Origin of the sequence: Granulicatella seriolae (assembly GCF_024543085.1) — a bacterium.
Classification (GTDB): Bacteria; Bacillota; Bacilli; order Lactobacillales; family Aerococcaceae; genus Granulicatella; species Granulicatella seriolae.
This window is the reverse complement of the sequence record NZ_JANHNZ010000001.1, coordinates 284,451-306,606: the sequence shown is the minus strand read 5'-3', so window position 1 is coordinate 306,606 and position 22,156 is coordinate 284,451. Positions and strand designations below refer to the sequence as shown.

The following is a 22,156-nucleotide window of genomic DNA, read 5'->3' as shown; positions in this document are numbered from 1 at the left end:
TGGAGATGATGGAATGAAGGTAGAAGTAAGAGATAATGAAGTATTTAAAACAATTGCTTTAGAAAAGAAACGTCAACAAGATGGCATCGAATTGATTGCTTCAGAGAACTTTGTCTCAGAGCAAGTAATGGAGGCACAAGGGAGTGTTTTAACAAACAAGTATGCTGAAGGATACCCTGGTCGTCGTTATTATGGTGGTTGTGAGTATATTGACGTTATTGAGAATTTGGCCATCGACCGTGCCAAGGAATTATTCCATGCAGAATATGCTAACGTCCAACCTCATTCTGGATCTCAGGCCAATATGGCAGTTTACCGTGCTTTATTAGAGCCGGGGGACAAAGTTCTAGGTATGGATTTAAATCATGGTGGCCATTTGACACATGGTTTAGGCGTAAATTTTTCTGGACAAGATTACCACTTTGTTGCTTATGGGCTTTCAAGAGAGACAGAAACAATTGATTATGATCAGTTGGAAGCTATAGCTATAAAAGAACAACCGAAACTTATCGTAGCGGGAGCTTCTGCTTACCCACGTGCGATTGATTTCAAACGAATTGGTCAGATTGCTAAAAAAGTTAATGCTTATTTTATGGTTGATATGGCTCATATCGCTGGCCTAGTGGCAAAAGGCTACCATCAAAATCCAGTGCGTTATGCAGACGTTGTTACCTCAACCACTCATAAAACCCTACGCGGTCCAAGAGGAGGCTTGATTTTAGCTAAGGCAGAATTTGCCAAAAAATTAAATAGTGCTATCTTCCCGGGAATTCAGGGTGGGCCTTTAGAACATGTTATTGCCGCTAAAGCAGTAGCTTTCCATGAGGCTTTATCGACAGATTTTGATGACTATATACATCAGGTTGTAGACAATGCCAAAGCAATGGCATCTGTTTTTAAAGATAGCCCAATTAAGATGATTTCTGGTGGGACAGATAACCATTTGCTCTTATTGGATATCACAGAAACTGGTTTAAACGGAAAAGAAGCACAAGACCTCTTAGATACTGTTGGAATTACAGTGAATAAAAATGCCATTCCTTTCGATACCTTGCCACCTACAAAAACAAGTGGCATCCGAATCGGAACACCAGCAATTACAAGTCGAGGCTTTTTAACCCATGATGCAGCCCAAGTAGCTCAATTAATTGTAGATACCTTGCTAGGACATGATGATCCTGAACAACTAGAAAAGGTAAGACAAACAGTAAAATTGCTTGTTGAAAAGTATCCTTTGTATCAAAAAGAGGGCGATAAGAAATAGTTTTAGATAAAATCGTTTTCAATAAAAGATTTCTCTGGTATTTCTAAACGCTTTTCGGTACAATATCCTGTGGTATTAAGAATGGAAGGAGAAAAATTAAATGAACAATTTTCATGTTATGGACCATCCGTTAATTCAGCATAAGTTAACGATGATTCGCGAAAAGAACTGTGGAACAAAAGTTTTTCGTGAAGTAGTCAATGAAATTTCAATGCTTATGGCTTACGAGGTTTCAAGAGACTTACCCTTAGAAGATCTTGTGATTGAGACTCCTTTGATGAAAACAACTCAAAAGACACTTGCCGGTAAGAAGGTGGCAATTATTCCAATCCTGAGAGCAGGTCTTGGAATGGTTGATGGCATCTTGGAATTAATTCCAGCTGCAAAAGTCGGTCACGTTGGAATGTATCGTGATCATGATACCTTACAACCTGTTGAGTATTTTGTTAAACTGCCTTCAGATATTTCTGAACGTCAATTATTTGTAGTTGACCCAATGTTAGCTACAGGGGGATCGGCTGTAGCAGCTATCGATTCTTTAATCGCTAGAGGCGCTGTTCCATCTTCCATTAAGTTTTGTTGTTTAGTAGCTGCGCCAGAAGGGGTGAAAGTTCTTCAGGACGCTCATCCAGATATTCAAATTTACGCAGCAGCATTAGACGAAAAATTAGATGAAAACAGTTATATTCTTCCAGGCTTGGGCGATGCAGGTGATCGTCTGTTTGGAACCAAGTAATCTTTAGTCACACCAATGTGGTTGGACTATTGCCACTAATCTGACAATAATCAAACACCACTTTTGGGAATGTTTTTTGTATCCAAGAGTGGTGTTTGTCTCGTCTATCCACACGAAAGAATAATGTTAGGAGAAGAAAGAATGGAAGCAGAATCAAAAGTCATCCACTTTTTAGGGCTAGATTTTTCTGTTCCGGTATTGGTATCTACTAGTGTTACCTGTCTATTGATTTTGATATTTTGTATCCTTGCTAGTCGCAAGACAGGTATAAGACCAAGTAAACTTCAAAATGCTTTTGAATATATTATTGACTTTGCAAAGGGAATTATAAAAGGCTCTATGGAGTGGAAAGATGGAAAAGCATATCACTTATTCATCTTTACCTTATTCACCTTTATCTTTGTTGCCAATATCATAGGTCTAGCAGTATTTATCCATTTTGGTGAAGAGAGCTTTTTTAGTAGCCCAACCGCCAGCCCAATAGTTTGTTTGGCCTTATCGTTAATGATAGCCTTAATTACTCACTATTCCGGTGTTGAAAAAATGGGCTTTAAAGGCTACATTAAGAATTCCTTTTTATCACCGGCAGCCTTTATCTTGCCAATTAAGATTATAGAAGAGTTTACCAATGTTATTACACTTGCCTTCCGTTTATATGGGAATATTTTTGCGGGTGAAGTGCTACTTAGTTTGATTGTCATGTTGGCAGCAAGTAGTGGCATTATAACCGGTGTAGTATCAATTCCTTTAGCCATTATTTGGCAAGGATTTTCCGTAGCCATTGGATTGTTACAAGCTTTTGTATTTTGTACTCTTTCTATGGTTTACATTTCACATAAGATTGAACATGAAGGCTAGTTACAGTAAGAGTAAAAGATACAATAAATAAGAATAAAAGAAATGAGGAAATAGAAATGACAGAATTAGCAGCAGCAATCGCAGTAGTAGGAGCAGCCCTAGCCGCAGCCTATGGTAACCAAGCCGTAATCACAAAAACAATTGAGTCCATGACTCGTCAACCAGAAATGTCTAAAGAATTAAGAACAACCATGTTTATTGGTGTTGGTATGATCGAAGCGATGCCAATCTTCGCGGTTATCATTGCCTTAATCCTAGTGTTTGTGAAGTAAATTTTCACAAACTAATGACAATGGATGAAGGAGGGATGATGAATGCTTCAAACTATAGCACTTAGTACATCAGCATCAACAAGTTTAGGAGATACTATCTTTGTACTCATTTCCTTTATCATTTTGATGGCCTTAATCAAGCGTTTTGCTTGGGATAAGGTGATTAGCGTAATGGAAGCTAGACGAGATAAGATTAGCCAGGACTTAGACAATGCTGCTACTAAGCGAAAAGAAGCTGAGTCTGTAGTGGCACAAGCTAGCACCATTATTCAAAATGCAGAGGATCAAGCAAATACAATCTTGACAAATTCAAGAGAAGCTAGCACTAAAATGCAGGACGAAATGATAAAAGAAGCGCGTGAAGTTGTGACGCGGATGAAACTTGATGCCCAAAAAGAAATTGACAATATGAAACAGCGTTCTGTTATGGAACTTCAAGCACAAGTTGGAGACATTTCTATCGAATTAGCACAACAAATCTTGAAAAAAGAAATTTCTGCTAAGGAACATCAAGAGCTGATTACTAGCTTCATTGAAGGGCTGGATGTCAAATGAAACGGATCAATAAAACAATTCTAAAAGATGCCAGCCAATTCTATAATCAAGTTAAATTTGATGGTCAGCTCCAACTAGTAACCAAAGAAATTCAAGAACTATTGGACGGTATTCAGAACAAGTCTTCATTTAGACAATTACTTCATTTGGAGAATTGCAGTTTTGAGAAAAAACGTAACTTAATTGAAGCGGAAGACTTTATGTTGTCTCCAAGTACTCAAGAATATATCAGACCTTATCTGTCTCAAAGTGGGCTGGTAAATCTGGTTGACGCTCTTGAGGCTTTCGTGGATATCTATAATTCTTCAAAATTAGAAATAAAAACAGCAGTTCCTTTGACGGAGCAAGAGATTGAACAAATTGCAAGTGCCTTCCAAAAGAAAACGCACCAAGAGTATGATTCTTTGGTTAATATCGTCGATCCAGATTTAATTGGTGGCGTATTGGTAAAATCAAAAGATTATCTGCTAGACGGAACAATTGCAAAAAAACTGTCTTCTTTCGGCGCTCTTGTCAAGCAGACAGATATGAAGAGGTGAGAACATGAACGCTGAAATCCGAGATATTACTACAGGTATCCGCGATAAAATAAAATCCTTTGAAATGGAACAAAAAATAGAGGAAATAGGAGAAGTATCCTTTATTGGTGATGGGATTGCACGAGTTATTGGCTTGAGCAATGTGATGGCTGGGGAACTGGTTGAATTTGAAAATGGAACGTACGGCATGGCGCAAAACTTAGAAAAGGCTGATGTCGGAGTCATTATTTTCGGTACTTATGAAAATATTCATGAGGGAGAATCTGTTAAACGTACAGGTAGAATTCTAGACGTTCCTGTTGGAGATGCCTTAATCGGTCGAGTTGTTGATGCTTTAGGCCGTCCAATTGATGGTTTAGGCCCAATTGCAACTAATAAAAGAAGACCGGTTGAAAACGAAGCTCCAGGTGTTATGGAAAGACAATCAGTTAATCAATCCTTAGCAACTGGTATAAAGGCTGTTGATGCACTAGTCCCAATCGGAAAAGGCCAACGTGAGCTAATCATCGGAGACCGTAAAACCGGTAAGACTAGTATTGCCATTGATGCCATTATTAACCAAAAAGGGAAAGATACGCTTTGTATCTACATAGCGATTGGTCAAAAGGAATCTACGGTTAAAGCTATTGTTGAAACACTTAAACGCTATGGCGCTATGGACTATACAACAGTTGTATCAGCCAGTGCCTCTCAACCCGCACCAATGCTGTATATCGCACCATATTCTGGTACTGCAATGGCAGAAGAATTTATGTATGCTGGCAAAGATGTTTTGGTCATCTATGATGATTTGTCAAAACAGGCTGCTGCTTACCGTGAAATTTCGCTATTATTACGTCGTCCACCAGGTCGTGAAGCTTATCCGGGTGATGTTTTCTACTTGCATTCTCGCTTACTAGAACGGTCTGCCAAGCTGAATGAACAATTAGGTGGCGGTTCTATCACTGCACTGCCTATTATTGAAACGCAGGCAGGAGATATATCTGCTTATATTCCAACCAATGTTATTTCGATTACAGACGGTCAAATTTTCTTGGAGAGTGATTTGTTCTTCTCTGGAGTTAGACCTGCCATTGCCGCTGGTTTATCGGTCTCTCGTGTTGGAGGATCAGCACAAATTAAGGCAATGAAAAAAGTTTCGGGAACGTTGCGGATTGATTTGGCAAGTTACCGTGAATTGGAAGCTTTCACGCAATTTGGCTCAGACTTAGATGCGTCAACGCAACAAAAGCTGAATCGTGGGAAACGAACAGTAGAGGTCTTGAAACAAGATTTGCATAATCCATTACCGATAGAGTATCAGGTTTCTATTTTATTTGCCTTAACGCACGGCATTTTAGATTCAATACCTGTTGAACGCTTGAAAAACTTTGAAAAAGCTCTCTACCAACATTTGGAGGCTGAACATAGTGATTTGCTAGATGTGATTCGTTATGAAGAAGTTTTGCCAGATGAAGAGACGTTTTACAATGTTATTGATCAGTTTAAACGAGTTCATCTTTATGAACGTGCACAATAAGATTAGGAAAGCAGAGGTGACTGAGTATGGGTGCTTCCTTAAATGACATAAAAAAAAGAATTGTATCAACTAAAAAAACAAGTCAAATTACAAGTGCCATGCAGATGGTATCCGCTTCTAAGCTTGTAAAATCTGAACTGGCCGTTCGACGCTATCAAGATTATGCAGAAAAGATTCGTGAGGTAGTAACACACTTGCTATATGCGCACGGCCCAAAAGTCGACACTGAGCAAGAAGATCAAGATTACGATAGGGAAGATAGTGACGAACTTGCGATAGATTACCACGACCTACTGATTGAACGTCCAGTACTAAAAACTGGCTATTTAGTCATCTCTTCTGACCAAGGTTTGGCTGGTTCTTACAACTCTTCCATCTTCCAAGCGACTATGGAAATGCTTGAAACAGACCATGACTCGCCTGATGAATATGTCATTATGACCATTGGTTCTGCTGCTAGCCGCTTCTTTAAAAAACAAGGAATTGATGTCGTAGTAGAAATCAATGATGTTAGTGATATCCCTTCATTTGAAGAAGTAAGAAAAATCGTTTTGGGTGCCGTTAAAATGTTCCGTAAGGGTGTCTTTGATGAATTCTATGTTTGCTACAATCACCACAGAAATGCCTTACTTTCTAATTATCGGGTAGAAAAAATGTTGCCCATTATAGATTTGGATGAAGGAGAAGCAAAACAGTATGAATTGGATTACATTTTTGAACCTTCTAAAGAAATCATTATGGATACCTTATTACCTCAATATGCCGAATCCTTAATTTATGGAGCCATTATCGATGCCAAGGCGGCTGAACAAGCTTCCAGAATGACGGCCATGAGAAGTGCCACAGATAATGCCAAGGAATTAATTAGTGATTTGACACAAGAAATGAACCAAAAACGTCAGGCTCAAATTACACAGGAAATTTCTGAGATTGTTGGAGGGGCAAGCGCTCTGGAAAACATGAATTAGAAATGACTGATGGAAGCCTATAAAGTAGTGTTAGACAAGTTAACAAGGAGGAGATAAATTGAGGACTGGAGAAATTATTCAAGTTGTGGGACCAGTAGTTGATGTATTGTTCCCAATCGAATCAGGAGTTCCAGACATTCATAATGCCTTGGAAGTTGAAAAAGTTGCGGCGGATGGTACAAAAAAAGCTGTTACTGTTACACTTGAAACGGCTGTTGAATTAGGGGATGGCGCTGTTCGTACCATTGCTATGGAATCAACAGATGGCCTTCAACGTGGAATGATTGTTCGTGACTTAGGAAGAACAATTACTGTTCCGGTTGGGTCAGAAACCCTAGGACGTGTCTTTAATGTTTTAGGAGAAACAATTGATTTAGGTGAACCATTTCCAGCAGACTTTCCACGCGAAGAAATCCATAAAAAAGCTCCTAAGTTTGAAGAACTTAGTAGCCAATATGAAATCTTAGAAACTGGGATTAAAGTTATAGATCTTCTTGCACCATATTTAAAAGGTGGTAAAATTGGACTTTTTGGTGGTGCGGGTGTTGGTAAAACTGTTTTAATCCAAGAATTGATCCATAATATATCTGAAGAATTGGGTGGTATTTCAGTTTTCACTGGTGTAGGGGAACGAACTCGTGAAGGAAATGACCTATACCACGAAATGCAAGAATCAGGTGTTGCTGCTAAAACTGCCATGGTTTTTGGGCAAATGAATGAACCACCAGGAGCTCGTATGAGAGTTGCTTTAACTGGTTTGACGATTGCAGAGTATTTCCGAGATAAAGAAAAGCAGGACGTTCTTTTGTTTATCGACAATATTTACCGCTTTACTCAGGCTGGATCAGAAGTATCAGCTTTACTGGGTCGTATGCCATCAGCAGTAGGTTATCAACCAACCTTAGCTACGGAAATGGGTCAACTACAAGAGCGGATTAGCTCCACTCAAGATGGCTCCATTACATCGATTCAAGCTATTTATGTGCCTGCCGATGACTATACTGACCCAGCGCCAGCTACTACGTTTGCCCATTTGGATGCAACGACCAACTTGGAGCGTAAATTGACGGAGCAAGGAATTTACCCTGCTGTTGATCCATTAGCATCAACATCTAGTGCTCTTTCGCCTGAAATTGTTGGGGAAGAACACTATAAGGTGGCCATGGAAGTGCAACAAATGCTGCAACGTTATCGTGAATTAAAGGATATCATTGCCATCTTAGGGATTGATGAACTGTCTGACAATGAAAAAGTGATTGTCAATCGTGCTCGTCGAATTCAATTCTTCTTATCCCAAAACTTCCACGTGGCAGAAGCCTTTACTGGACAGCCTGGTTCTTATGTTCCGATTAAAGAAACTGTTCGTGGTTTTAAAGGTATTATCGAGGGTGACTATGATGATATTCCAGAAGATGCCTTTAGAAATGTGGGAACGATTGATGATGTTCTTGCTAAAGCAAAAGCGGCAGGAAACTAGGAGGTAATCACCATGTTAGATCACCACGAACTAATGGTTGTGGTTACCACGCCAGAAGGTAAGGTTTATAATCACAGGTCCTATTCGGTCAGCGTTGAAACATTAGATGGAGGATTAACCATCCTTCCTAATCATGCCCCGATTATGGTGCCTTTGAAAATTGGTGCCTTAAAAGTAAAACGTTTTTTGGATGACTCTCCGACAGATTTTATTGCTATTGGTGGAGGTGTTATGGAGGTCAGGGATAACGTGGTTACTATCTTGGCAAACGTTGCTGAGCGAGCAAGGGATATTGATATTGAGCGTGCAGAACATGCTAAGGCAGAAGCCGAATCAGCTTTGAAAAAAGAAAATGCGACTAAGAATGAAATGGATAGGGCTAAGCTTGCTTTAAGCAAGGCGATTAACCGTATCGGTGTTTCAAAGCATAGGCGGTATTAAATCAAAATGATGAGTATCTAGGAAGTTCTTAAATGAGCTGGTCTAGGTACTTTTTTGATTGTTCAATTCACAATCCTGTAGCCCATACTAGCTCCAAGTCAATTCGGTGGCACCATCTTGAGCCTTGGTCTCAAGACTCGCCAATCTACGTGGCTGTAAATCGGCTGAAGCCGAAACAGCCACTGTGCGTCTGGTGTGCTTTGCACCGTGACTTGGAGCTTGTATGGGCTACAGGCTCGTTTGGTTTCTGCTTAGATACATATAATAAAACTTAATCTTATTTATCTTACTCTTTGTTTAGTGCTTACTGACCGATAAATTATCTGTGCCATTCTTTTTATATATCGATATCAGTAATGTGCTTATTAGTCTTACTTTAGTGGAATATGGAGAATAAATTATTTATGAGATAAAAATACTTTTATAAGTGATTACGACTTAATACAGACTCAATTTCCTAAGCACGAAGAGTCTTCAAGTTCACTGTGGGAAATAGCGGTGTACAAGCATAGCTGACGCACAGTGACTGTTTCGGCTTCAGCCGATTTACAGTCACGTAGGCGGCTAAGCCGGGAGACCAAGGCTCAAGGCGGTGCCACCGTTTTGATTTCCCACAGTGAACTTGAAGACTCGTCCAATTATGTAAAGGAAACATACTTCACAAAATTCTTTCCTAAGTTCAAATTTTACACTTTTTCAAGAAGTTTGTATTTTGAAAAGGCTTTAAGAAAGCAGTAATGCAAACTTTGTCTGTTTGTAAACTTCTCAAGCTTTTTTTTATGGGTTACTTGTGGTAAGATGAAAGCTGAAATAATATTGGAGGTAGTAATTGTGACGCTTCTTACAATAAGTTCGCTTTTGCGCTTATTTACTTATCTTGGTTTTATCTATTTAGCATCATGGTCTTTAAAGTCCATCAAGATAGAAAGCATTTTAAGGAAAAACCATGTTGGAGAAGTTCGACTCTTATTTTTATTTCTTGCTATTGCAATCGGCTATGCTGTGGGCTCCTTCTTTTTATTGGTGGCAGACCAGTTAAACAGTTTTGTCGGTTTATTATTACAATTAGCAAATTAGAATGAAATTTGACAACGAATGAATAACGGAACTCGTAATAGTGGAGGGATTTTTAATGGAAAAAATGATTGTACGTGGAGGGACTCGCCTAAACGGAACAGTTAAGGTAGAAGGTGCTAAAAATGCGGTTCTACCAATTCTAGCAGCAAGTATTTTGGCGGAAAATGGCTTGACTCATTTATCCAATGTACCAAATTTATCAGATGTGCACACTATGTTGAAGGTATTGGAATACTTGAATGTGACCAGTGAATTTAATCCTGAAGACAAAGAAATTTCTTTAAATGCTACAGGTGTGATTAAAACAGAAGCACCTTTTGAATATGTTAGCAAGATGCGTGCCTCTATGGTAGTCATGGGCCCACTTTTGGCGCGTTTTGGTCATGCGAAAGTTGCTATGCCTGGTGGTTGTGCTATTGGTTCAAGACCTATTGATTTACATTTAAAAGGCTTTGAAGCAATGGGTGCTAAAATCACCACAAATAATGGTTTTGTGGAAGCTAGTGTTGACCAATTACGTGGTGCTAGAATCTATTTAGACTTTCCTTCAGTAGGGGCAACTCAAAATATCATGATGGCAGCAACCCTAGCAAAGGGAACTACCTTTATTGAAAACGTTGCTCGGGAACCAGAAATCGTTGACCTTGCCAACATATTAAACCAAATGGGTGCAAAGATTGTCGGTGCTGGTACTGAAACTATCCGTATTGAAGGTGTAACAGCTCTTCAAGGGACGAGACATTCCATTATCCCTGATAGAATCGAAGCAGGTACCTTTATGGTTGCCGCAGCTGTGACGGAAGGTAATGTATTGATTGAGGATGCTATCGCTGAACACAATCAACCATTAATTTCAAAGCTCCAAGAAATGAACGTTATTTTCCAAGAAGAAGCGAATGGCATCCGTGTTATCGGACCGAAACAGTTAAAAGCTGTTGACGCTAAAACCTTGCCACATCCTGGATTCCCAACGGATATGCAGGCTCAAATGACCATCGCTCAACTATTGTCAAGTGGTACAAGTATCATGACCGAAACTGTCTTTGAAAACCGTTTCCGTCATTTGGAAGAAATGAGACGTATGGGTGCCAACTTTAAAATTGAGGGAAGCTCTGCCTTTATGGTTGGGCCATCTATGTTGCAAGGAGCAGAAGTAGCTGCAACAGACCTTCGTGCTGCTGCCGCTTTGATTATTGCTGGTATGTGTGCAGAAGGCATTACCCGTGTTACTGAACTAAAATATTTAGATAGAGGCTACTATGATTTCCATATCAAACTACGTGCACTTGGAGCAAGCATTGAGCGCATTGAAGAGTCTGATGTGCAACCATTAAGCTTTGGACAATTAGAAGATATATTATTGGCTACAGAAAAATAAGTTGATGTAAGTGAGGGATATGAATGGCAAGAGATATTGGAATTGATTTAGGTACTGCTAATATTCTAATCTATTTACAAGGACGCGGTGTCATCTTGAATGAGCCCTCTTTGGTTGCCGTTAACGATAAAACAGGTCAAGTGATTGCTATTGGTGCCCAAGCCTACAAAATGGTTGGTAGAACGCCAAAAGATGTTTCTGTTATTCATCCCTTAAAAGGTGGGGTAATCGCAGATATTTCTATTACAGAACAATTATTGGAGCAGTTCATCAGACGCTTGAACTTACAAAGTATTTTTCATAAACCTGACATACTGATTTGTACTCCGACCAATATTACCAGTGTTGAAGAGAAGGCCATCATTCAAGCAGCTATTAAATGTGGTGGCAAATCTATTTATTTGGAAGAAGAACCAAAAGTTGCTGCTGTTGGTGTTGGGCTGGATATTTTCTCCCCAATTGGTAACATGGTCATCGACATGGGCGGTGGGACTTCTGATATTGCTGTTTTATCCATGGGAGCAGCCGTTACTAGCCGATCTATTAAGTTAGCTGGCGATGATATCGACCATGAGATTGCTCTTTACATCAAGGATAAATACCAAATGCTAATCGGAGATCGAACTGCAGAGGATATAAAAATGAATCTGGGAACGGCTATACCGCTGGAAAATGAGTCAGATATGATGATAAAGGGTAGGGATATGGCAAGTGGCCTGCCAAAAATTATTACGATTCATTCTAATGAGATTTATGATTGTATGAAAGAAATTTTAGAAACAATCGCAGAAGAAGCACGACTAGTCCTTGAACAAACACCTCCGGAATTAGCGGGAGATATTATCGAGCGTGGGATTATGGTAACAGGTGGCGGAGCTTTGATACATGGTATCGACACCTTCCTTAACGGACGATTGCAGGTGCCCGTTTTGATAGCAGAAAATCCTCTGGACAGTGTGGCTCTTGGAACAGGAATTCTGTTAGAAAGAATTAAAGCCAAATCTGGCCCGTTTGATTTTATAAAAAATTTATTTAATACCAACCGTGTTGTCATGAATCCGACAGCTAATATGGTCGACGAAAAAGGAGAAGAATAATCTATGGTAAATCGTGTTCGTTCAAGTAAAAACTTTTTCTTGTCTACGATTATTCGTACGTTACTATTTCTATTAATTGCTATAATCCTCTTCTCTGTTGGCTTAATGATTGGCTATAGCGTGATTGGTGAAGGTGGCGACCCTGCTGATATTTTCAAACAAGAAACTTGGCAGAAGATTATTGATTTTGTTCAATAATCTGTTAATGTGATGTTTTAAGAACTAAAAAAGACTTTGGAAAAGGTATCGTTCTGATTGAACGGTACCTTTTTTGGCTGTTTCTCCAGTCGCTACTTTATTTTGAAAAAGTACTTCATTAAATGAAAGTAAATCCAATGGCTAATGAAAATGATATTTCTCTCATAAACCTTGACTACGCTTTTAAAGAGTGCTTACACATGGTATACTTTGGGTGTTAAGTGTTACAAATAATTAAGAGGAGTGATTTTATGTTTGGGAAGAACAATGAAGACATGCGTAAGAAGCAGATGGGGCAAAAGACAAAAACCTTTACCCTAAGAAAACTTCGAGTTGGCTTAGTTTCTGCTATGATTGGATCCTGCTTTTTATTCGGTAGCCAAGTAGTCAGTGCTAATCAAGTAGAGGGGACAGAGGCAAGTGTAACGACTGAAGTGGTAGAACCTACTGAAAAAGAATCGGAAGATCTGGCGGAAGGAACACTTGTTGATGCACCAGTAGCCATAAGTGAAAATACTCCAGAAGTAGAAGCTAGTCCAGAGGTCGCAAAAGAGGAGACTTCTGCTGAATCTACTACAGAAACAATCACAGAAAAAGCTGATGAAGCTGCACCGTTAGTAGAACCTACTGAAACAAGTACCCAAGCTTTACCAGAAACAGGTACTCCGGTTGAAAAAACTAGTACCGAAGCAACAGCAGAACCAAAAGTAGAAACAAAAGAAGTTGGAAATGACCCATCACTTATTATGGATAATCTGGTAGAAGATCCAACATTTGGCGAAAAAGCCTTGGAACATGTTGAATACCTATCAGAGACAATTGGCAGTCGTGTTGTGGGAACTGAAGGCGAAAAATTAGCTCAAGAATACGTGATTGACCAATTTAAACAGATGGGTTATGAAGTTATTACGGATGAGTTTAGTTTTGAACGGAGAGGAACTACCTACACTTCGCAAAATATTTCTGTTGTAAAACCAGGAGCACTTTCTCAAGAAGTGATCTTAGGAGCTCACTATGATTCTGTAAGTTCAGGTGGTTCGCATGGTGCGGATGACAATGCTTCTGGAGCAGGTATCCTATTAGAAATGGCGCAACGACTGTATAGTCAATTTACTGATTATACCATTCGTTTTATTGCTTTTGGGGCAGAAGAGGTTGGGTTACAAGGCTCTAAGTACCATGTGTCACAGATGTCGCAAGAGGAGATTGACAACACTCTTGCTATGATTAATTTAGACTCTCTAATTTCAGGAGACTATAAGTATATGTATTCTGGCTTAGGTGGTAAGACCTGGGTACGGGACCAAGCTTTCGATATTGCTGAAGCCATAAATATTCCAGGTATGCAAACAAATCCAGGGTTAAATGAAGAATATCCTTATGGTGAAACTGGAGACTGGAGTGACCATGCACCATTTAATGAAGTTGGAATCCCTGTTGTTTATTTTGAAGCGACAAACTGGAATATTGGTGACTTAGATGGTTATAATCAAACAGAAGAGTTTGGTCCTATATTCCATACAGGAATGGACAATCTAGATTTTCTCAATGAGCATTTCCCTGGGCGTGTCAGCTCACATCTTTATAGCTTCTCAAGTATCTTGTACAATTTGTTAACCAATATTACCAATCCAGATGCGAAAATTGAGTATATAACAGAAGATATTCCTTTTGAGACTATCTATGAAATTGATGATACTTTGACAACTAATGAGGAAGTCGTTGTAACAGAAGGTACAAAGGGCGTATTAACCAGTAAAGTTATTGACGGTGTAATCGTTGAGACACAAATCACTAACTTGCCGACTAATCGAGTGATTAAACGTAGATCTAAACCAATTATCATTGACGATAAACCGACAAAAGATACAAGTTCAAAACCAGGAACCAAACCAGTTAAAGTAGCCGCAAGTACTGTAGGTAAATTGCCAGAAACAGGTACAGACCTATCAAGTACCGGTTGGGCATTATTTGGCCTAGCTGCGGGACTAGGGCTGATGGCTTCGGAGAAATTGAGAACTAAGAAAACTGTTAAGAAATAGAAGGTTTTAAAGAATCGGGAGACCTCACACAGATTGTTTTGTGTTGAGGTCTTTTTTTGTCTGAAATTTACTGGAGATAGTAAAGCTAATCAAAATATCTTCAGATATAGGTAAGTAAAATAATAATTTTTATCAAATAATCTTAAAGAACTTGTGAAAAACATATTTTTAGGTCATAATAATTAAATAAGTAAAATTTTTAATTAACTAGGAGGCAATAATTTGAAAAAAGATCAATTCATTTCGTTGGTTAAGGGAGAAATTCAATATTGTTTAGATAATTTAACAAGTTTTAATGTGGAAGAAATTTCTGCAAGAATAAAAGAGCAACTAGCTATATTAGATGTGATTAAAGATATTAATTTCCTATCAGAAAGTAACGAACAAAGAAGTGAGGTCGAAAAGGATACAGCGATTTATAAGGAAATTAATGGAGTAAAAACAAGAATTGAGCCAATGATTCCAAAAGTTTCTACAATAAATCGAAAAGAGAAAATAAGTGCTAATGGAAAAATCATAGAAGGATACTTCCAACAAAAAATCAGAGGAGGAGTCATTAATAAACAGCAAGAACTGTTTGTGCCAGAAAAAGCAATAAGGGACCTTGGTATTGAAGAGGGAGATTTTGTCCGTGCAACTTATGTTTCAAAAAGTCCTTATTATGATATAGAAAATAAGAAAAAATCTAATCGAGTACACTATGATTTTGTGATTCTTCAAAAAAATACTACAAAACGTGAAAAAGTCAGAGAGATACATACATTTCTGACAGTAAAGAAACATGAGGATTTAAATCGTTTGTATATTGAATTCCCAGATAAGGAATCAGAAATTGAGATTAGAGCACTTATTTCTGATGGAGACAGGGCTACGTTCAGATTGGAAGAAGGAGACATCATCGATTATGCTCACCAAATAGACAATTCAATGATTGGCAATGTGATTTGGAAGTATAAAATAGAGGAAATTCCAACCAAAAAAGAAGCTAAAGATACTGTAGTTTCGAAAAAGAAAAAAGTTAGTAAAACTTCTAAACAAGGTCGACCTGTTAAACCTATCTTCAAAGGATTAACAGTTTTAACTATTGGTGGAACAAATAAAAATTTGCATAAAAATGCAAAAGAAGAAATTATTAAAAGAGATGGGACATATTCATATTTGTCTGGTAACGAGAGCCATGCTTCAATAATTTCTCAAATTAGAAAAGCTGATTTGATAATGATTTATACTCAAAGTATTAGTCATGAGGCTATGTATTTAGCAAAAGAACACTGTAAAAAAATGGGCAAGGTACATGGCTATACTAAAAATATAGGTGGAATTGAATTGGTTAGAAGACTGTCAGTGATGAAGAAAAAGTTAGTGCTAGAGGAAGATTCTATGAAACAAGTCTAAAAATGAAGTGTTGTATATTTTTAGATTTATACGTCAAAACAAAATAAATAAGGAGGAAAAAATGAATTTAGGAATTAGTCAAAAATATTTTATTGTCGCTTTACCAAAAAAAGGTCAGTTTTCAGTTTCTAATACAAAAGCACCTGTTGGGGTAGGTTTACTTGTTGCAGGGCTAATTGATTTACAAATGGGCGGTGTCATTCAGATTGAAAATAAGAAAATTACAGTTATTTCAGGATTAACTGATGAGTTAAAGTACTTGAAGCCTTTATATGACGTTCTGAAAACTAAAGAAAAAATGAGTATTATGAACTTAACGAATATTTATGTAACAAGTATTTTGAAGAATCCTTTTTCTCTGTACCAAACCAGTATTTTTGACTCTTTGCAAAATACGGACACGGTTCTTGTTGACCACAATGGAAAATGGCAAAGTAGTGACAGGGCAAAGGAACAGATTATTAGTGATATTCGTTCATCCTTCTTAATCGATACGCAAAAGGAAGACGAACAAATTATTATTCTGACAACCATACTGGATCCAGTAAAAGTTTTGAAACTCTATTTTTCAAAAGAAGAGATAAAAGTTATTCGACAAAGGATTAAAGAGATTGGTGAATCTGATTCCAAAAATATAGTGAAAGAAATGTTGGCAAGTATCGATGGATTTTCTGTAGCAATGCTTGTGCCGTTTCTCTAGAGAATAACAATCAAGATTCTATTATGGAAATGCTTGTTTTTTAGTAGTATGTTAGAACTTCAGTGTAAATAGAGTTTTACCTTTTCAAAGAAATTAGAATATAAACATTTATTAATTGGGTCAAAAAATCCAAGAATACAAAAACGCCTAGAATCACGTCCATATAAACGTTGATTCTAGGCATTTTTTGTATTCTTAAATAATGTTCAAGCTAAGATTCATCAGCCTAAGCCATCATTATCCTTATTTAAGCTCGTTAGCATTCTCCATGATACCGTCAATTAAGCCGTATTTCAAAGCTTCTTGAGCAGTCATGTAGTTGTCGCGGTCAGTATCTTTTTCAATTTGTTTTAAACTTTGACCAGTGCGTTCAGCCAAAATTTTATTGAGACGTTCACGAGTTTTTAGGATTTGACGTGCCACAATCTCAATCTCAGTTGCTTGACCTTGTGCTCCGCCAAGAGGTTGGTGAATTAAGATTTCTGCATTTGGCAAAGCGTAACGTTTGCCTTTTTGACCAGCTGTCAGTAGGAAAGAACCCATCGAAGCAGCTAATCCCATAGCAATCGTTTGTACATCAGCTTTGATAAAGTTCATGGTGTCAAAAATAGCTAGCCCAGCTGTAACAGAGCCACCAGGGGAGTTGATATACATATAGATATCCTTTTCAGGGTCTTGCGCATCCAAGAATAAAAGTTGCGCAATAATTGAGTTGGCCATATCATCATGCACAGGACCACTAACCATAATAATACGGTCTTTCAAAAGACGAGAATAAATATCATAAGCACGTTCACCACGAGAAGATTGTTCAATAACTGTAGGTATTAGATTCATTTTATTTCCTCCATTTCATTCATATAGGATTAGTTTACTAAAAAGGTCAAATAAGGTCAATTAATATGATTGAAAGAAAAAGCCCCCAAAGCCACTGGGAAATGACTAGAGGGGACTTACACATAATAGCAAAATTTGTAGAAGGTCAAACCAATGTCACCTGAGGGAATCGAACCCCCATCATAAGAACCGGAAAATTAATTCGATTTTTCAATAAGTGTCACTAAGGTTGATATGATAGGATTTTCGATGTATTAAAAAAATCAACTTTCAATAGATTTCTATAAGTTTCATTAAGGATGTATCTCAACTTGTATCTATAATATAACATATAACGGAGCATAGCTAATCTACAATTAGAATTAATGACGATACTCTTTAATAGAAATAAAAAAATATATACTGATTTCAAACTAACATTCGTATCCTCTATTTTAACTTAATTGCTATTTACTTTTAAATATTCTAAAGGAATATTGTTTTATGAGTAAGTTTTAGTAAAGTAAATTTTTAACTAAATAATAAAAATAATTTGGACACTTCATATTAAATGAGGTGTCTTTTTTGTATGAAGAGGAGTTGATAACAATTACAAATCTTACTTTAGGAAGTCTTTTTGACGGTATCGGTGTCTTTCCTTTAGCTGCTCAAAGAAATGGTATCACACCATTATGGGCAAGTGAAATTGAAAAGGCACCGATTCGTATTACAAAGAAACAGTTTCCTCATATGATTCATTTAGGAGACTTAACCAAATTACACGGTGGTGAAATCCCACCCGTTGATATTGTCACTTTTGGATCGCCTTGTCAGAATCTATCAACCATTGGAAATCGTGAAGGATTAGCTGGCAAGAAATCCAATCTATTTTATGAAGCGATTAGAATTATTGAAGAAATGAGGGAAACAACCAATGGAAAGTATCCAACTCTCGCTATTTGGGAAAACGTCATGGGAGCTTTTTCGTCAAATAACCGACTGGATTTTAAGGCCGTCTTGGAAGCCTTCGTTCAAACCGAAGTTCCAATTCCTCTCTCTCGTCAATGGGCAAACGCCGGCATGGTGCGAGGGAGAAATGTTGATGTGTGTTGGCGACTCCTCGATAGTCAATACTGGGGAGTGCCCCAACGACGTCGAAGAATCTTTCTCGTCGCAGATTTTAGAGACTTCCGTGCCAGAGAAATACTATTTGAACCCAAAGGAATGCACGCGAATTCTAACCCTTGCGACAAAATCAGGTTGTCGCCCACCAAAGACCATCGAAGCTTTATTACTGAAACAGGGCGGCACTTATTCCTCTATCCCTTCCAAGAGCGCCGAATGCGCTCTTATGGTAAAGAAAAAAATGCCAAAGGATACATCTCCAGTTTCGGACAACCAACTGACCCTTTTCCCACTCTCTTAGCTGGAACTGTTGACGTCTTTGCGTATTGGCAAGAAGGGTTAGAAACAGAAGGCTTTGTTCGGAAACTGACGCCCCTTGAATGTGAACGAATCATGGATTTACCTGAAAATTGGACTCAATATGGGATGGATCATCAATTAATCAGTGATTCCGCAAGATACAAAGCATTAGGAAATTCTATTGTGGTTCCTTGTGCTGAATATATTTTATCAAATGTTGCGAAGGTTTATTACAAAGGAGAAACCCATGATTAGAGAACGTGAACGGTTAAAAGCTGCCCAACAATTATTATGTACCAACTCAATTAACCAGTTGTCTGCGGCTGTCAATAATTTCCAGTTTTTACAACACATTGACGGTCGAGAAGAACGAGGTCGACAAGCAATCGCAGAACAATTGGTGGAAGTCGAAGAATATCTTCTGATCGTCAAAAATCAAATACAAACCATACGGAATTTATACAAGGAGGTGTAACTATGGATTGTACAATTCAGGTATATGTGACAAATTTAAGTCGTTATGAATATGATAGTGTGATTATTGCCGCTTGGCTCACCTTACCAGTATCATTAGATGAATTGAGAGAAAAACTACAATTGGAAACAGATGAAAGTTATGAAATTGAAGATTGGGAAGCTCCTTTCCGATTAATGGATGATCGAGATATTTTGACACTCAATCGTTTAGCGCTCTTAATCGAAGAAAACAGTCACTATGACCTATTTCCCTATTTGGATGAATTGATTGACTTGGATGTCTTTGAATCTCACGAAGATGCCTTAAAGCGATTAAATCAATTAACACACTTAAAAGAAAAACCAACTGATCCAGATGTTTTGGAAGATACCTTTGAGCTATCAGATGGCACTTATTTTACCATTTGAAGCAGTTTGACTAATCCAATAGTTGAACTGCTTTTTTGTTTGGAAAGGAAGTGTTTCAGTGAAGAATACCTCACGTTCTCCACCGAGGATTTAAGATATTTAAACTTATTTCAACACAAAATTTTGAATGAAAAGAGGAAAAACAATGGAATTAAAACACGTAGTACCAATTATGAAAGAGACGTTTGGTCACTTAGAATTTGCGGGCGAAGGAAACGTCGAACAACGACGTGTCAATGGTCGTCTCACCACTGTTTCTCGTAGTTACAATTTGTATTCGGACGTGCAACGCGCAGATGATATTGAGGTCATTTTGCCTCATACTGCTGGAGAAAAGTTCTTTGAGTTTGAAGAGCCGATTCAACTAGTCAACCCACGTATTGTCGCAGAAGGTTATAAGATTGGCGAACGTGGATTTACCAATTACATTTTACATGCGGACGATATGGTCAAAGCCTAAAGGAGGAAAACACACATGAGATTAGCACAAGGAATTATTATCGACAAAGAAAAAACATTTGGACGGTTAAAATTTTCCGAATTACGTCGGGAAGTATTTTTAACCAATGAAGATGGCACAGTCTCAACCGAAGTCAAAGAACGAACCTATGACTTAAAATCACGCGAACAAGGACGAATGATCCAAGTCAGTATTCCCGCTTCTATTCCATTACGAGAGTTTGATTACAACACAGAAGTAGAATTGATTAATCCAATCGCAGACACCGTAGCCAATGCGACTTTTCGTAGAGCGGATGTCGATTGGTACATTAAGGCTGATGATTTGGTGCTAAAAAATAAACCGACACCTGCCCCAAAGATTGAGCCAAAGAATAAACAGGGCTAGCCCATGAAACTTCTAGAAAGAAAAGGAAAACGGATCAGACCAAGCGATAAACACTTGGTCTTTCAGTTTTTCTTTGTCTCTATATTAAGTTGTTGGTTACTTGCATTTCTTCCTTTTCATCTGGCTTTTATCAGTCGGACTACTTGGCAGCTAGAGGAATTGGAGTATCATTTCTTAAGTTTATATGGTTTGTCGGCATTGATTTTTTCAATTGTCATCGTATTAATTTTTAGTTTTCTTTTCTATCGTTATTGCTTTGATTACTATAAAAGTTTAACCCATCGTCAAAAACTGGCTCGAATGATTTTGGAAAATGGGTGGTTGGAAATCAAACAAGTGGAAGAATTTCAACTTTTTGAAGATTCGCCCTCTAAAAAGAAAGAAAAAATCAGTTACTTTCCTAAATTTTATTATCGTATGAAAGATGGATTGATTGTCATTACTGTTGAGATTACATTAGGAAAATATCAGGATCAATTGTTGCGATTAGAAAAGAAACTGGAATCCGGCTTGTATTGCGAGTTGGTCGATAAAGAACTCAAAGATTCTTTTGTGGAATATACCCTACTTTATGACACGATTGCTAATCGACTTTCAATTGAAGAGGTTTCTGTGAAAAATGGTTCCATGCAATTGATGAAAAATGTAGCATGGGCCTTCGATTCTTTGCCTCATATGTTAATTGCAGGCGGGACTGGTGGAGGGAAAACGTATTTTATTCTAACCATCATTGAATCACTCCTTCAAACTAACGCAAAGCTTTTTATTCTTGATCCTAAGAATGCCGATTTATCGGACTTAGGAACCGTGATGGAAAATGTCTATTACAAGAAAGAAGAAATCTCTGCATGTATCGATGATTTTTATGATCGCATGATGGCTCGTAGTCTTGATATGAAGAAAATGACTAACTATAAAACAGGCGAAAATTACGCTTATCTAGACTTAGAACCGAATTTTCTTATCTTTGATGAGTATGTGGCGTATATGGAAATGTTAAGTGCCAAAGAAAATATGGCGGTCATGAATAAATTGAAACAAATTGTCATGTTAGGGCGTCAAGCAGGTTTCTTTATTATCCTCGCTTGTCAGCGTCCCGACGCAAAATACTTACAAGATGGGATTCGTGATCAGTTTAATTTTCGGGTGGCACTTGGGCGCATGAGTGAGCTTGGGTATTCCATGATGTTTGGGGATGTCGATAAAGATTTCTTTTTGAAACAGATTAGAGGTCGTGGCTACGTAGATGTTGGGACCAATGTCATTAGTGAATTCTACACACCTCTTGTTCCTAAAGAACATGATTTTTTAGAAACAATTGGTGCTTTGTGTCGTCCTAAACCATTAGTAAAGAAGGAGGAATTCAAAGATGGACTTTGATGTATGTATTTATCGGTTGTACGACATTTCAAGGAGCGATGATGAAGAGTTAAAGCAGCGGTTTCACTTTTTGGCTTTTAATGTCAGTAAAAATGGGATTACTGGTTTAGTTCCCCTTGAAGAAGGTGGCATTACAGATGGTGTCCCATTCACTATGATTCTTTCTACTTTACAATCAGGGTTGGAGCAAGCCACCACGCTTCTTGATCGAACAAAGATTGAAGCATTGTATAGTGACTTACTATCAGAAGGTGTCTATGGTTATACCCTATAATTAGGAAGGAGAG

At 37.9% G+C, this 22,156-nt stretch carries 25 protein-coding genes; 24 read left to right on the top strand and 1 reads right to left on the bottom strand.

Features of this window, described 5'->3' with window-relative positions; translation table 11 throughout:
- The first annotated feature begins 13 nt into the window (after nucleotides 1-13).
- The 17 genes from NPA36_RS01385 to NPA36_RS01305 all read left to right on the top strand — a co-directional run bounded on the left by NPA36_RS01385 (nucleotide 14) and on the right by NPA36_RS01305 (nucleotide 16,516).
- Nucleotides 14-1,264, top strand: a complete 1,251-nt coding sequence (locus NPA36_RS01385; protein WP_256944325.1) for a serine hydroxymethyltransferase — start codon at nucleotides 14-16, stop codon at nucleotides 1,262-1,264.
- A 100-nt stretch (nucleotides 1,265-1,364) separates the two neighbouring features.
- A complete protein-coding gene (gene upp / locus NPA36_RS01380; protein ID WP_256944324.1) occupies nucleotides 1,365-2,000 on the top strand; it encodes a uracil phosphoribosyltransferase in 636 nt (211 codons plus the stop codon).
- 141 nt (nucleotides 2,001-2,141) lie between these two features.
- Nucleotides 2,142-2,858 carry a F0F1 ATP synthase subunit A gene (atpB, locus tag NPA36_RS01375; protein WP_256944323.1) on the top strand — a complete coding sequence of 239 codons (717 nt, stop codon included), beginning with the start codon at nucleotides 2,142-2,144 and terminating at the stop codon, nucleotides 2,856-2,858.
- A 56-nt stretch (nucleotides 2,859-2,914) separates the two neighbouring features.
- A complete protein-coding gene (gene atpE, locus NPA36_RS01370; RefSeq protein ID WP_256944322.1) occupies nucleotides 2,915-3,130 on the top strand; it encodes a F0F1 ATP synthase subunit C in 216 nt (71 codons plus the stop codon).
- 42 nt (nucleotides 3,131-3,172) lie between these two features.
- Complete coding sequence (gene atpF, locus NPA36_RS01365; RefSeq protein ID WP_256944321.1) at nucleotides 3,173-3,685, top strand: F0F1 ATP synthase subunit B; 513 nt, start codon at nucleotides 3,173-3,175, stop codon at nucleotides 3,683-3,685.
- The gene (locus tag NPA36_RS01360) at nucleotides 3,682-4,224 is read left to right on the top strand and encodes a F0F1 ATP synthase subunit delta (RefSeq protein ID WP_256944320.1); all 543 of its coding nucleotides are present in this window, start codon (nucleotides 3,682-3,684) and stop codon (nucleotides 4,222-4,224) included. Before atpF ends, NPA36_RS01360 begins: the two co-directional genes overlap by 4 nt.
- Nucleotides 4,225-4,228: 4 nt before the next feature.
- Nucleotides 4,229-5,743: a F0F1 ATP synthase subunit alpha gene (gene atpA / locus NPA36_RS01355; protein ID WP_256944319.1), complete on the top strand. Its 1,515-nt coding sequence runs from the start codon at nucleotides 4,229-4,231 to the stop codon at nucleotides 5,741-5,743.
- A gap of 26 nt (nucleotides 5,744-5,769) precedes the next feature.
- A complete protein-coding gene (locus NPA36_RS01350) occupies nucleotides 5,770-6,711 on the top strand; it encodes a F0F1 ATP synthase subunit gamma (RefSeq protein WP_256944318.1) in 942 nt (313 codons plus the stop codon).
- A 58-nt stretch (nucleotides 6,712-6,769) separates the two neighbouring features.
- Nucleotides 6,770-8,188 (top strand): F0F1 ATP synthase subunit beta, encoded by a 1,419-nt coding sequence (gene atpD, locus NPA36_RS01345; RefSeq protein WP_256944317.1) that lies wholly within the window; start codon nucleotides 6,770-6,772, stop codon nucleotides 8,186-8,188.
- 12 nt (nucleotides 8,189-8,200) lie between these two features.
- Complete coding sequence (locus tag NPA36_RS01340; RefSeq protein ID WP_256944316.1) at nucleotides 8,201-8,629, top strand: F0F1 ATP synthase subunit epsilon; 429 nt, start codon at nucleotides 8,201-8,203, stop codon at nucleotides 8,627-8,629.
- Nucleotides 8,630-9,460: 831 nt separating this feature from the next.
- On the top strand, nucleotides 9,461-9,706 hold the full coding sequence (locus NPA36_RS01335; RefSeq protein WP_256944315.1) for a DUF1146 family protein: 246 nt from the start codon (nucleotides 9,461-9,463) through the stop codon (nucleotides 9,704-9,706).
- A 55-nt stretch (nucleotides 9,707-9,761) separates the two neighbouring features.
- Nucleotides 9,762-11,084 (top strand): UDP-N-acetylglucosamine 1-carboxyvinyltransferase, encoded by a 1,323-nt coding sequence (gene murA, locus NPA36_RS01330; RefSeq protein ID WP_256944314.1) that lies wholly within the window; start codon nucleotides 9,762-9,764, stop codon nucleotides 11,082-11,084.
- A 23-nt stretch (nucleotides 11,085-11,107) separates the two neighbouring features.
- A complete protein-coding gene (gene mreB / locus NPA36_RS01325; RefSeq protein WP_256944313.1) occupies nucleotides 11,108-12,181 on the top strand; it encodes a rod shape-determining protein in 1,074 nt (357 codons plus the stop codon).
- A gap of 3 nt (nucleotides 12,182-12,184) precedes the next feature.
- Nucleotides 12,185-12,379, top strand: a complete 195-nt coding sequence (locus NPA36_RS01320) for a DNA-directed RNA polymerase subunit beta (RefSeq protein ID WP_256944312.1) — start codon at nucleotides 12,185-12,187, stop codon at nucleotides 12,377-12,379.
- A 251-nt stretch (nucleotides 12,380-12,630) separates the two neighbouring features.
- Complete coding sequence (locus NPA36_RS01315) at nucleotides 12,631-14,421, top strand: M20/M25/M40 family metallo-hydrolase (protein WP_256944311.1); 1,791 nt, start codon at nucleotides 12,631-12,633, stop codon at nucleotides 14,419-14,421.
- A 222-nt stretch (nucleotides 14,422-14,643) separates the two neighbouring features.
- Nucleotides 14,644-15,816 carry a DUF2325 domain-containing protein gene (locus tag NPA36_RS01310; RefSeq protein ID WP_256944310.1) on the top strand — a complete coding sequence of 391 codons (1,173 nt, stop codon included), beginning with the start codon at nucleotides 14,644-14,646 and terminating at the stop codon, nucleotides 15,814-15,816.
- 61 nt (nucleotides 15,817-15,877) lie between these two features.
- Entirely contained in the window at nucleotides 15,878-16,516 is a 639-nt protein-coding gene (locus tag NPA36_RS01305; RefSeq protein ID WP_256944309.1) for a GOLPH3/VPS74 family protein, read from the top strand.
- Between the two features lie 243 nt (nucleotides 16,517-16,759).
- Here NPA36_RS01305 and clpP read toward each other — a convergent pair whose 3' ends face one another.
- On the bottom strand, nucleotides 16,760-17,353 hold the full coding sequence (gene clpP / locus NPA36_RS01300; RefSeq protein ID WP_256944308.1) for an ATP-dependent Clp endopeptidase proteolytic subunit ClpP: 594 nt from the start codon (nucleotides 17,351-17,353) through the stop codon (nucleotides 16,760-16,762).
- 555 nt (nucleotides 17,354-17,908) lie between these two features.
- On the opposite strand from clpP, the gene NPA36_RS01295 reads away from it, so the two are divergent.
- The 7 genes from NPA36_RS01295 (at nucleotide 17,909) to NPA36_RS01265 (ending at nucleotide 22,143) form a co-directional block, all read left to right on the top strand.
- Nucleotides 17,909-19,012 carry a DNA cytosine methyltransferase gene (locus tag NPA36_RS01295; protein ID WP_256944307.1) on the top strand — a complete coding sequence of 368 codons (1,104 nt, stop codon included), beginning with the start codon at nucleotides 17,909-17,911 and terminating at the stop codon, nucleotides 19,010-19,012.
- On the top strand, nucleotides 19,005-19,232 hold the full coding sequence (locus NPA36_RS01290) for a hypothetical protein (protein WP_256944306.1): 228 nt from the start codon (nucleotides 19,005-19,007) through the stop codon (nucleotides 19,230-19,232). The genes NPA36_RS01295 and NPA36_RS01290 overlap by 8 nt, the downstream gene beginning before the upstream one ends.
- A gap of 2 nt (nucleotides 19,233-19,234) precedes the next feature.
- Nucleotides 19,235-19,642, top strand: a complete 408-nt coding sequence (locus NPA36_RS01285) for an antirestriction protein ArdA (protein WP_256944305.1) — start codon at nucleotides 19,235-19,237, stop codon at nucleotides 19,640-19,642.
- Nucleotides 19,643-19,787: 145 nt separating this feature from the next.
- A complete protein-coding gene (locus NPA36_RS01280; RefSeq protein ID WP_256944304.1) occupies nucleotides 19,788-20,102 on the top strand; it encodes a YdcP family protein in 315 nt (104 codons plus the stop codon).
- Nucleotides 20,103-20,117: 15 nt separating this feature from the next.
- Entirely contained in the window at nucleotides 20,118-20,489 is a 372-nt protein-coding gene (locus NPA36_RS01275; RefSeq protein ID WP_256944303.1) for a YdcP family protein, read from the top strand.
- A gap of 3 nt (nucleotides 20,490-20,492) precedes the next feature.
- A complete protein-coding gene (locus NPA36_RS01270; RefSeq protein WP_256944302.1) occupies nucleotides 20,493-21,869 on the top strand; it encodes an FtsK/SpoIIIE domain-containing protein in 1,377 nt (458 codons plus the stop codon).
- Nucleotides 21,859-22,143: a hypothetical protein gene (locus NPA36_RS01265; RefSeq protein WP_256944301.1), complete on the top strand. Its 285-nt coding sequence runs from the start codon at nucleotides 21,859-21,861 to the stop codon at nucleotides 22,141-22,143. The genes NPA36_RS01270 and NPA36_RS01265 overlap by 11 nt, the downstream gene beginning before the upstream one ends.
- Nucleotides 22,144-22,156 lie beyond the last annotated feature (13 nt).